The following is an 11,710-nucleotide window of genomic DNA, read 5'->3' on the forward strand; positions in this document are numbered from 1 at the left end:
GGCGGCGCCCGTTGGGAGGCCGTGCGATGACGAAGACAGACCTTGACGTTGTGATCGTCGGCGCGGGGATCTCCGGGATCGACGCGGCCTATCATCTTCGGCAGCGTCACCCGGACCGGAGCCTCGCCATCCTGGAACAGCAGGACAACTTCGGTGGGACGTGGCATACGCACCGCTATCCGGGGGCGCGGTCCGACAGCGATCTTTATACGTTCGGCTTCGGCTGGAAGCCCTGGACGGGGACGCCAATCGCGACGGCCGAGGAGATCCGCGCCTATCTCGACGAGGCGTTGTCGGAGAACGACCTGCACCGGCATATCCGCTATCGCCACCGGGTCCTGTCCGCCGATTGGGAGGGCGATCATTGGCGTGTCCGCGTCCAGGGGCCGGAGGGGCCTGTCGCGCCGATCACCTGCCGCTTTCTCTGGATGTGCCAGGGCTACTACCGCCACGAGGCCGGCTATGTCCCCGACTTCGCGGGCAAGGGAGATTTCGACGGCTTGCTCGTCCATCCTCAGACTTGGCCCAAGGACCTGGATTACAGCGGCAAGCGGGTGGTGGTGATCGGCTCCGGCGCGACGGCGGCGACGCTCGTCCCGGCCATGGCGGGGACGGCGGCGCATGTCACGATGCTTCAGCGCTCGCCGACCTATTTCTATCCGCGGCCCAAAGTCTCCCCCCTGGAGGCTCTGCTCGCGCCGCTCGGGCTGCCGCCTGAATGGACGCATGAGATCCTGCGCCGGCGCTATTTGCTGGAGAGCGGCGTCACCGCCCGCCGCGCGCGCGAAGAGCCGGAGGCGTTGCGCGCCGATCTGCTCGCCGGGGCCAGGGCTTATCTGGGCGAGGACTTCCCGATCGATCCGCATTTCACCCCGCGCTATGCGCCTTGGCGTCAGAGGATCGCGGTGGTGCCCGATGGCGACCTCTTCGCGGCGATCGCCCGCGGGGAGGCCTCGGTCGTCACGGATGAAATCGAGCGGTTCACGCCGACCGGCATCGCCCTGGCCTCCGGGGGCGCGCTCGAGGCCGACATCATCGTGACGGCCACGGGATTCAACCTGTCCATGATGGGCGGCATCCCCTTCACGGTCGACGGCGACCCGGTCGACTGGCCCCAGACCTGGGCCCATCGCGGAATCATGTATTCCGGTGTGCCGAACCTCGCCTGGGTGTTCGGATACCTGCGGTCGAGCTGGACCCTGCGCGCCGACATGATCTCCGATTTCGTCTGTCGGCTGCTCGCGCATATGGACGCAAGCGGGTCCACCGTCGTTACGCCGCAGCTCCGTCCCGAGGACGCGGACATGCCCCCGCTGCCTTTCATTGACCCAGAGAACTTCAACGCGGGGTATATCGTGCGACAAGCTCATATTTTGCCGAAGCAGGGGGATCGCGCGCCCTGGATCTTCAGCCAGGACTACTACCGGGAGCGCGAGGAGATCCCCTGCGCCGACCTGGAGGACGGCACGCTGATCTACGGGCGCAGGACGGGACCGGCCGCGGTGGCGTGACCCGCCCCTCCGGCGGCGCGGCCAGTCAGCGATATCCCACCCAGCCGCGATCGTCGGTGAAGGCGCGGCCTGGGGTGATCCGCGCCCGTTCATACTCTTCCGGCAGCGTCGGCAATGCCTCCAGCGGCCGCGAGGACGCGGCCATGACCACGTTCCCGGTCCCGCGGGAACTCAGCGGGCCGCGCACCGTGACCACGTGCGGATAGAGGCGGCTCAGGATTGCATGTGTCCCGCGGGCGAGCGGGCCGTCAGGAGCGTCGATCAGGTTGACATAGACGGGACCGTGCACAACCCGGCGGACCTGCTCGAAGGTTTCGAGCGTGACCAGATGGGCGGGCACCGAAGCCGAGGAAAAGGCGTCCATGACGGCGGCGTCGAAGCGGTGGCCCGTCTCGTTCAGATAGACCCGGCCATCCGCATGCACGATACCCAGCTGGCCGGGCTGCGGCGCTTCGGACGAGGCGTCATAGCCCACCCGCTCGATCATATCCCCGGCCCAGGGCATATTCTGGCGCACGACATCGGTGATCAACGGGTCGATCTCGACCGCGATGGCCGCCGCCTCTGGCCGGGACGACAAAAGCTGCGTGGGCAGGCTATAGCCGCCGCCGCCGATGAACAGCACCGAGGGCGCGGGGCCGAGATCCATCACCATGCGGTCCCAGATCCAGTCCGTGTAGGGCAGGACCAGCCGCTCCGACCCGTCGTCCGGCGCCCCGTCGGGTCCGACCCGTTCCGCGGCCTGACGGATCCCGTCGGAGTAGAGAGAGACCTCGCCCCCGCGCCGCGCGACATCGATGCAGGAGAGGCCGGACTCAAAGCGGCAGACCGGGCCGATGATGCTGGTCGCGGCCAGGATGAGGCCGAGCGGCAGGAGCGCCGAAACGAACGTCCGGGTGGCTTCGCGGTGGCCCGGCCCACCCTTGTCGCCGGAGCGCAGGAAGGGAACGCAAAGTAGCGCCAGCACGGCGCAGCCCGCGAAGGTCGCCGCCGACCCGATCAGCGGCAGGGCGACGAAACCGGCCAGCACAGCCCCCAGGATCGCGCCGAGCGAGCCTGCCGCGAGCACCAGGCCCAGCGAGGACGCTTCGCGGCCCGGGCGCGCTTCGACGGCCAGCGTCGCCAGCAGGGGCGACGGCGCGCTGACGAGGACCGAGGCGGGAAAGAAGGCCAGGAAGACGGCGAGCAGCATCCCTCCGGTGCCACGCGCCCCCAAGGCATAGACCAGCCCGAGGATCGTCGGAGACAAGGCCGCCAGCACCGCCGTCGCGATCAGCGCCGCGCGCACGGTGCGCAGGGCCTGGCCTCTCTCGCGCTCGGCGATGAGGCCGCCCAGCGCATTCCCGAGCGAGAAGCCCGCCAGCACGATCGCGATCACCGCCGTCCAGGTCAGCAGCGACGTCCCGAAGAAGGGCGCGAGCACGCGGCCCGCGGCGATCTCATAGGTCAGGCCGGTCGCGGAGAGCACCAAGATCAGGCCGATCGCCGTCCAGAAACGCATGGTTCACTCCTTGTCCCGCAACCTTTTGCCTCTCGCGGGCACATAATGCGCGCGCGGGCCCTGGCACCCGTCAAGCGAAAGCGCGGCAGGGCAGGGGCGACGTCCGGGATCGGCGCGGTGAGGTCAAGGGGCGTCGGCCCGCCGACGCCGCCAGCCCGGAGAGGAGGCACAGTTGGGAAGATTGAGGCCCTCTGCGCTCTGCGACGATTGGGACCAGGCCGCGCCCCGCCTCCATACTTGACGAAGGCGGTCGGGCTAAGCTGTCCTCGCGGCAACCGTCTGGAGGGCCCCCGTGAAGCCATTTGTCCCCGTCTTGATCACCTGCGCGTTGACCGGCCCGGCCTGGGCGGAGGTCACGGTCAGCCACGGCTACTCCGCCTTCGGCGGTCTGAAATACGGGCCCGATTTCACGCATTTCGACTATGCCAACCCGGACGCGCCCCAGGGCGGCACCATGAGCCAGCGCCAGCTCTACGGCACGCCGACCTTCAACAGTCTGAACGCTTTCATCATCAAGGGCGACAGCGCGCCCGAGGTCACCCACCACGTCTATGACACCCTGATGGTGCGGGCCAATGACGAGCCGGACGCGGTCTATGGCCTGATTGCGGAGACGATCGAATATACCGACGACCTGTCCTACATCGCCTTCGAGATGCGCCCCGAGGCGCGGTTCCATGACGGCTCTCCGGTCGAAGCCTCCGACGTGGTTTTCACGATCGACGCCCTCAAGACGGACGGGCATCCTTACTACCGCAACCTGCTGGGCAACGTGGAAGCCGTGGTCGCCGAGGGACCCCATCGCGTGCGCTTCGACCTCGCTCCGGGCGCGGGCAGCGCCCTGCCGGCCGATATCGCGACCCTGCCGGTGCTGCCGGAGCATTTCTACGACGAGAACCCGTTCACCGAGACCTGGCTCACCGCGCCGCTGGGCTCGGGGCCCTATGTTCTCGATAGAGTCGACGCGCCCCGGACGGTCCGGTTCTGCAAGGATCCGGACTACTGGGCCGAGGACTTGCCCGTGAACGCGGGCAAGAACAATTTCGAGTGTATCGCTTACGAATATTTCGCCGACGATCTCGTCGGGCTGGAGGCCTTTTCCGCCGGCGAATACATGTTCCGGGTCGAGTATCGCTCCGCCTCCTGGGCCGAGGGCTACGACTTTCCGGCGGTGCGGAATGGCTGGGTCAAGAAGATGGAACTGCCCGACGGTCGCCCCGCCAACGCCCAAGGCATCTGGATGAACATGCGGCGGCCCGTGTTGCAGGACATCCGGGTGCGGCAGGCGCTGGACTATGCGTTCAACTTCGAATGGACGAACGAGACGCTGTTCTTTGGAGCCTACAAGCGCACCGACAGCTTCTTCGAGAACACGTCGATGCAGGCTGAGGGCGTGCCTGCGGGCGCGGAACTCGCCCTGCTGGAGCCGTTCCGCGACCAGCTTCCGCAGGAGGTCTTCACCGAGCCGCCGCACATCCCCTATGCCGGAACCGCGACGCTGCGCGACCGCGCGGCTCTGCGCCGGGCGGGCCAGCTTCTCGACGCGGCCGGGTGGACGGTGGGCAAGGACGGGCGGCGCCGGAACGCGGCGGGCGAGGTCCTGACCCTCGACCTGCCCGAGGACAGCCGGAGCATGCAGCGCGTGCTCGTCCCCTTTGCGGAGAACGCCGAGGCCCTCGGCATCGACCTCAGGGTGAACCTGATCGATCCCGCCACCCAGGCCGAGCGGCGCCGGCAGTTCGATTTCGATCTGGTCGTCGGCGCCTGGAGCGTGAAAGTGACCCCGGGCGCGGAGTTGCGCGCCTTCTACGGCTCAGCCGCCGCCGAGGCCGAGGGCTCAAACAATCTCAGCGGTCTCGCCGATCCCGTGGTCGATGCGCTGATCGAGGCCGTCGTCGAAGCCGAGAGCCGCGACCAGCTGGAGCTGGCCGCCCGCGCGCTGGATCGTGTGCTCCGCTCCAAGCAGATCTGGGTGCCGAACTGGCATTCCGCCACGCATCGGATCGCCGTCTGGGACATCTTTGGCATCCCCGAGACGCCTGCGCCCTACGATTTCCTGCGCAATGTCGAGTTCTGGTGGCTCGATCAGGAAAAGCTGGACGCGCTGGAGGCCCAAGGGGCGCTTTGAGCGCCGCCGTGCGGGACGCGGAGCGCGCGGGCGATGATGAGGGTGCGGCGTGGCCAGGAGCTTCGCGCCGTGGGGCGGCCGATCGCGCAGATTCCCTGGCGTCCGAGCGCCCTCACACCCGGCACACGGGCGGCGGGCCCTCCCGCCGCTCTTGGTCCAGAAGGGCAGCGAGGACGGGCTCCGAGACGGCGCCGACCACGACCGTCCGTCCCACGACCAGAGCCGGCGTCCCGACGAAGCCGAAAAGCCGCGCGAGGGCGCTCGTGATGCGCAGACGCTGCGAGACGGCGTCGCTCTCCATATCGGCCCGCAACCGATCGCCGTCCACGCCGATCTCCCGGGCCAGCGCCTGGAGGTATTCGGGCGTCGGAACGAACCGGCTCCGCATCAGCCGCCTGTGGAACGCCGCGTAAGCGCCCTGCATGTCGGCGGCGAGCGCGGCGCGGGCGGCGGCGACCGATGCCGTCCCCAGCCTCGGCCACTCATGCCAGGTGACCCGGACGCCGCTTTCGGAGCGGGCCTGGAGATCCGAGAGACGCTCGGTCAGAACGCGGCAGAACGGGCAATTGTAGTCCGAGAAGGCCGCGATCGGCACGGCCCCGGCGGGGGACGGACCGCCGAACAGGCTTCCGCAAAGATTGGCGCGCAGTTCCGCCGGGGGGAGGGGGCTGTCTGCCGCGCCTGGCGCCTCCAACCCGATAAAGGGCTGTGCGATGCCGCTGGTCTCGCCTGCCGCGATGCGGCGGAAGCCTGGGGGATCGTCCAAAGGTTCGAAATCGAAAACGCCGACGAAATGAGGCGCGATCCTCGGCCAAGCCCACCAGGCCCCGACCGCCGCCGCCGCGATTGCGAGCAGCGCGCCACGACGGGGCAGGGGGCGCGGCGTGTCTCCCGCCGGGTCCACGCTCATTGGGACGCTTCGTCTTGTGCGGTGACAAAGCGCTGATGGGCCCGCTCGCGCTCCGGCCATTGCGTCTTGATCCATTCGAGAACGTCGCGGAGTTCGGCTTCGGAATAGCTCTCGCCGAAGCCGGGCATGTTGCTCTGGTAGCCGCCGCCGACAACCGCCGCCGTGCCGCGCATGGTGATCTCCAGAAGGACGCGGTCGGAATGGTGCCATGTATGGCCCGTCGCATCGTGGGGCGGAGCCGGCAGCTTTCCGTCGGGGCCGGGAAAGCGCCAGTCCGGTTGCCCTGCGAGATCAGCGCCGTGGCAGGCGGCGCAGGCCTCGGCGTAGATCGCTTCGCCGCGGGCAAGGTCGGCGGTGGGGAGCGGGGGGCCATCGGCCCCGCGCGTCGCGCCGCTCCAAAACCAGACCGCCGTGGCCGCCCCGGCCAGGAGGCCGAGCGCCGCAAGAGACTATCGTTGATTCACAGTTTCATTGCCCGTAGCCGCAAGGAATTTCCGATCACCGACACCGAGGAGAGGCTCATGGCCGCCGCCGCGATCATCGGCGACAGAAGGACGCCGAAGATCGGGAACAGGATGCCTGCCGCCACCGGGACGCCGGCCGTGTTGTAGATGAAGGCGAAAAACAGGCTCTCGCATATATTGCGCATCGTGGCCTGCGCCAGCAAGCGGGCGCGGAGGATGCCGCGCAGATCGCCCTTCACCAGCGTCACGCCTACGCTTTCGACTGCGACATCCGCGCCGGTGCCCATGGCGATGCCCACATCGGCGGCGGCAAGCGCTGGCGCGTCGTTGACGCCGTCCCCGGCCATGGCCACCGAAAGGCCCTTGTCCTTCAGACCCGTGATCAGGTCCGCCTTGTCCTCTGGCGACACGCCTGCGCGCAGCTCGTCGATGCCCAGTTCGCGGGCGACCGCTTCGGCGGTGCGCTGGCTGTCGCCGGTGACCAAGACGATGCGCAGACCAGCGGCGTGCAGGTCGCGGATCGCGTCGGGTGTCGTCTCCTTGATGCGATCTGCGACGGCGACGATCCCCGCCAGTAGGCCCTCGACGGAGAGCAGCATCGCCGTCTTCCCCGCGTCTTGAAGATCTGAGACCTGCGCCGCCGCCGCGGCCATGTCGATGCCGAGCTCTTCCATCAGCCGTGCGTTGCCCAGGGCGACCGCGGCGCCGTCGACCGTGCCGCGCACGCCTTTGCCTGTCACGGCATCGAAGTCGCGCGCGTCGAGCCGGGGCGCGCCGCGGTCTTCGGCGCCCGCCAGGATCGCTTCGGCCAGCGGATGCTCCGAGCCCCGCTCCAACGCCGCCGCGATGGCTAGGATGCGGGCTTCGTCCTGCGCGCCGAAGGCCACCACGTCGGTCAGGCTGGGTCGTCCCTCGGTCAGCGTGCCGGTCTTGTCGAGCACCAGCACATCGACCTTGGCGAAGCGCTCCAGCGCCTGCGCGTCGCGGATCAGCACGCCCGCCCGTGCCCCGCGCCCCGTGGCCACCATGATCGACATGGGCGTGGCCAGCCCAAGCGCGCAGGAGCAGGCGATGATGAGCACGCTGACAGCCGCGACGACGGCATAGCCGAGCGCGGGCGACGGCCCGAAGGCCAGCCAGAGGACGAAGGCCAGAGCGGCGATGCCGATCACGGTCGGGAGGAAATAGCCGGCCACCCGGTCGGCCAGCGCCTGGATTGGCGCGCGCGACCGCTGCGCCTGCGCCACCATCGACACGATGCGGCTGAGCACCGTATCGCTTCCCACCGCCTCGGCTGTCATCACGAAGGAGCCGGCCTTGTTCAGCGTGCCGCCGGTCACGGCATCGCCCGATGTCTTTTCGACCGGGACCGGCTCCCCCGTGATCATGCTTTCGTCGACCGAGAATCGGCGCTCGGCGACGGTGCCATCAACGGGAGCGGCCTCTCCGGGCCGCACGCGCAGGCGGTCGCCGGCTTTGACGGCCTCCAGAGGCACGTCTTCCTCGCCCGTCTCGGTCACGCGCCGCGCGGTCTTGGGCGCAAGGTCCATGAGCGCCCGGATCGCGTCGCCGGTGCGGTCGCGGGCGGTGAGTTCCATGACCTGGCCGACCAGCACCAGGATCAGGATGACCGCCGAAGCCTAGAAATGGAGCGGCGGGCCGTGATGCCCCTGCAATTCCGCCGGAAAGATGCCGGGCAGCAGCAGCGACACCAAGCTGAAGCCATAGGCGGCGCCGGTCCCGATCGCGATAAGGGTCCACATGTTGAGATTGCCGGTCACGATCGAGGTCCAGCCGCGCTTGAAGAACGGCTGGGCCACCCAGACCACGACCGGCGTGGCCAGCAGGAATTGCAGCCATCGCACCGTTGCGCCCCCGAACCACTCGGCCCAGGGCTGGCCCATCATGCCGGCCATCTCCAGCAGCAGAACGGCAAGCGCCAGGGGGCCGCCGATCCAGAGCCGTCTGCGAAAATCGACGAGCTCGGGGTTCGGGCCCGCATCGGCCGTTGGCAGCATCGGCTCCCGCGCCATGCCGCAGATCGGGAAGTCGCCCGGTCCCTCCTGCACGATCTCGGGATCCATCGGGCAAGTGTAGAGCGTCCCCTCGGGCATCGGTTCGGGCGCGGGCCGGTCGCCGAGATAGTCTTCGGGCGCAGCCTCGAACTTCTCCCGGCAGCGGCCAGAGCAGAAGTAGAACCGGTCGCCCGCATGCTTGGTCATATGGCGCGCGGTGGCGCGGGTGACGGTCATGCCGCAGACCGGGTCCTCCGCCTCAATATAAGCGCCTGGATCGGCGGCGAACTTCTCCCGGCAGCCGTCGCTACAGAAATGATAGAGATGGCCGCCATGGTCGAGGCGCGGCTTGCCGGCCTCTGGGTCGACGATCATACCGCAAACGGGGTCGCGGGTGATGACCTCGGCCTCTTGCGGTCTCTCGGGCATGGGTATCACCCTTCCATCGGTAAGATGGTAGGGCTTCGAGTTACTGGAAGGTCAAGGGTGTCTCGGCTCTCGGTCCAGCCGATCGGCGTCCTGTCCCTCGAACGGGCTTCAAGGCGGAAGCTTCGCGCTGCCCTCCGGCGACGTCAGGACCGGCAGCGGGCCACCCTGGACATCCGCTCCTTCGATTTCTGGGTGCCGAGTGATGTTAGCAACGGGCGCAATGCCGCCTGTCAAAGGGACGTGGACGCCTTGATCTGACGGCTAGCCCGACGTGACGCAACCGTCCGAGGGCAGCGAAAGATGGCCCGCGCCCGCCGGACCCGCCTGGGCTTGGCGGCTGGGCCGACCCGACTGCGGTGCGGAGCCTCAGGGACCGAAGACGCCCTGAGCGCCTGGGCAATCCTGGACGGGGTCAAGGCCCGGCCCTCCCTTTCTGGTGAAGCGATCCAGATGCCGTTTGCATCCGTCTGACACGAGCGGGTAAGGCCGGCAGACTAACCGGGCAGAATGCCCCTATTGCATTGGGAAAAATGACATTGAAAGCAGGACGACATATCCTCATCGCCGCTCTCTTGGTGATTTCGGCGCAGGCCGCGTTTGCGGAGACGCGCAGTCTCGATCCGGACGCCCTCAGCCCCGCTCTCGAAGGGCGAACCTCGGATTTCCTGGCGGTCGATCTTGGCGATGGCACGCGTTGCGAGCTTGCCGGGAGCGATCTGACGCGCCGCCACGCCCCGTGGTCGACGTTCAAGATTCCGAATTTCGTCAACGCGCTTGAGACGGGCGTGGCGTTGGGCCCGGACCATTGGCGGGACTGGGATCAGGATCGTCGCCCGGCGGCCGCATACTGGCCCCGGGCCTGGCGCCAAGGTCAGACGCTTGCGGCCGCGTTTCAGCGATCGGCCGCGTGGTATTTCCAGGACGTGGCCCTGGATGTCGGCGAAGGCCGGTATCGGCAGATCCTCGAAGCCTGGGCGTATGGGAACGCCAACGCTCCCGATGGCGATGACGGCTTTTGGCTGGGCGGTCCGCTGACGGTCTCCGTCGAAGAGCAAGTGGCCTTCGTCGGTGCGCTTCTCTCTGGCGAGATCGACGTGGCCCCCGCAACGCTAGACGCCTTGTTCAGCGTCAGCGCGGATGGCGCGCTTGGGGCGCATGTGGTGCATGGAAAGACGGGCTCTGGACCGGTCGAGCCGGGCCGCTTCGATGGGGCGTTCGAGGGGTGGTATGTGGGCTGGCTGGCGCGCCAGGGCGCGGCGCCGGTCGCGCTCGCGCACTATGTCCGGGCGCAGACCTTTTCAGATCTCCGGACCTTTCGGAGGGACCACGCCCTCGTGCTCCTGGAGGCCTGTGGATTCTGACGCGATCCGTGCCCTTGGCCGGGCTGCCCCTGATATCCGCCTGGAAAGGCGGTTGTCGGAAGCTCGGCCAACCTATCCTCGGATGGCCCTTGGTAAGATCATGTGGCCTTGCATATGGGATCATATGACCTTACTGTGACCTCTGATCCACGAAGGAGCGACAAGCCATGGAAAGCCCCGTCCTGGACCGTGCCGCACCGGACCGGCAGGGGGTTGCCCTGAAGGCCTTCGCGCGGATCGTGGGGGCATGGTCGCTCACCCTGCGGGAAGCGGCCGCGCTTGCGGACATGTCGGAATCCACCTGGAAGCGCGCGAAGAAGCCCGGTTTCTCGGGGGATCTGACGCGGGATCAGATGCTGCGTCTGAGCGCGCTCATCGGCCTCTACAAGTCGCTCGAACTCTATTTTGACGCGCCGATCTCGCGGGACTGGGTGAAACTACCCAACCAGGGCCCCGAGTTCGACGGCGCGCGCCCGGTGGACGCGATGATCGAAGGCGGCTTGCCGAAGATCCTTCGTGTGCGGGCCTATGTGGATGCGCTCAGGGGCGGCGTGTGAGGACCAGGTCGGTCAATGACCGTGCCCTTGTCCGGCTGATCTCCGAGGCCCACCACAAGCCTCCGGTGCTGAGGGGCCTCGTCGACAGCGACGAAGAGGCGGAGATCCTCGCCGAGATCGAAGGGGAAACCAGCGCGCGCCTGATCGCCGAGGCTCAGGGCAGCCCCGCGTTGGATCGCCGGGAACTGGCCTTCGCCCGGCGATCCCATGACCTGAGCCTCTACGGGCAGAGCCATATCAACGCCGCCTTCAGCTACACGCGGCCCTCGGGAAACCGGTTCAACACCGGCGCGCGCGGCGCGTGGTATTGCGCCTGGGGCATGCTGACCAGCGCGCAAGAGGTCGGATTTCATCGGACCCGCGAGCTGGGCTTCATCGGCCGCTACGAGGATGAGGCGCGCTACGTCGAGCTGCTGGCCGACTTTATCGGCGATTTCCCGGACCTGCGGGGCGCGGCGCATCCCGCGCTCGACCCGGACCCCGCGCGGGGCTACCCGGCCGGACAGCGCCTTGCCGCGGATTTGAGGGCCGAGGGGCATCGCGGGCTGGTTTACCCATCCGTGCGCCATCCGGGCGGGCGGTGCTTCGTCGCCTTCGATCCAGGGATCATCCAGAATGTTCGCCCGGGCGCGCGGTGGAAGCTCGTCTGGCGCGGGGCGCCCGACTTCACGATCGAGGGGCTGTGACGGCGGTCGTTGCCGTCCTGCTGAGCATCGGGCATCAAGCGATCCGCTACTCAGGGGCGAGGTGGCCGCGTCCCTCCTCTCCCGGCGCGCGCTTGAGCCGGGACGGCGGGGCGGTTTTGTTGCCGCACGGATATCGGGTATAGGATGG

Annotated in this window: 8 protein-coding genes and 1 pseudogene; 5 read left to right on the top strand and 4 right to left on the bottom strand. The window is 68.3% G+C overall.

The annotated features are described in order from the left end of the window. Positions 1-26 precede the first annotated feature (26 nt). Positions 27-1,511 (top strand): flavin-containing monooxygenase, encoded by a 1,485-nt coding sequence (locus DTQ71_RS17110; protein ID WP_109565521.1) that lies wholly within the window; start codon positions 27-29, stop codon positions 1,509-1,511. Between the two features lie 25 nt (positions 1,512-1,536). Here the strand turns inward: DTQ71_RS17110 and DTQ71_RS17115 are convergent, their stop codons facing one another. Beyond that, positions 1,537-3,012 carry a fused MFS/spermidine synthase gene (locus tag DTQ71_RS17115; protein WP_109565522.1) on the bottom strand — a complete coding sequence of 492 codons (1,476 nt, stop codon included), beginning with the start codon at positions 3,010-3,012 and terminating at the stop codon, positions 1,537-1,539. 292 nt (positions 3,013-3,304) lie between these two features. Here DTQ71_RS17115 and DTQ71_RS17120 point away from each other — a divergent pair, with 292 nt between their 5' ends. After that, complete coding sequence (locus tag DTQ71_RS17120) at positions 3,305-5,140, top strand: extracellular solute-binding protein (protein ID WP_109565523.1); 1,836 nt, start codon at positions 3,305-3,307, stop codon at positions 5,138-5,140. A gap of 112 nt (positions 5,141-5,252) precedes the next feature. On the opposite strand, the gene DTQ71_RS17125 is transcribed toward DTQ71_RS17120, so the two are convergent. From DTQ71_RS17125 to DTQ71_RS17135, 3 genes and pseudogenes are all read right to left on the bottom strand, one after another. Continuing rightward, positions 5,253-6,050 (bottom strand): DsbA family protein, encoded by a 798-nt coding sequence (locus DTQ71_RS17125; protein ID WP_170125475.1) that lies wholly within the window; start codon positions 6,048-6,050, stop codon positions 5,253-5,255. Beyond that, entirely contained in the window at positions 6,047-6,478 is a 432-nt protein-coding gene (locus DTQ71_RS17130) for a c-type cytochrome (RefSeq protein ID WP_109565525.1), read from the bottom strand. The genes DTQ71_RS17125 and DTQ71_RS17130 overlap by 4 nt, the downstream gene beginning before the upstream one ends. A gap of 32 nt (positions 6,479-6,510) precedes the next feature. Continuing rightward, positions 6,511-8,958, bottom strand: a pseudogene (locus DTQ71_RS17135) (heavy metal translocating P-type ATPase). Between the two features lie 530 nt (positions 8,959-9,488). Here DTQ71_RS17135 and DTQ71_RS17140 point away from each other — a divergent pair. The 3 genes from DTQ71_RS17140 (at position 9,489) to DTQ71_RS17150 (ending at position 11,562) form a co-directional block, all read left to right on the top strand. Continuing rightward, positions 9,489-10,319, top strand: a complete 831-nt coding sequence (locus DTQ71_RS17140) for a penicillin-binding transpeptidase domain-containing protein (RefSeq protein WP_109565526.1) — start codon at positions 9,489-9,491, stop codon at positions 10,317-10,319. A gap of 167 nt (positions 10,320-10,486) precedes the next feature. After that, positions 10,487-10,876, top strand: coding sequence for an antitoxin Xre-like helix-turn-helix domain-containing protein (locus DTQ71_RS17145; protein WP_109565527.1), 390 nt, complete (start codon positions 10,487-10,489; stop codon positions 10,874-10,876). Continuing rightward, on the top strand, positions 10,873-11,562 hold the full coding sequence (locus DTQ71_RS17150) for an RES family NAD+ phosphorylase (protein WP_109565528.1): 690 nt from the start codon (positions 10,873-10,875) through the stop codon (positions 11,560-11,562). The genes DTQ71_RS17145 and DTQ71_RS17150 overlap by 4 nt, the downstream gene beginning before the upstream one ends. The last annotated feature ends 148 nt before the right edge of the window (positions 11,563-11,710 follow it).

This window comes from Jannaschia seohaensis, from assembly GCF_900116765.1.
Classification (GTDB): Bacteria; Pseudomonadota; Alphaproteobacteria; order Rhodobacterales; family Rhodobacteraceae; genus Jannaschia; species Jannaschia seohaensis.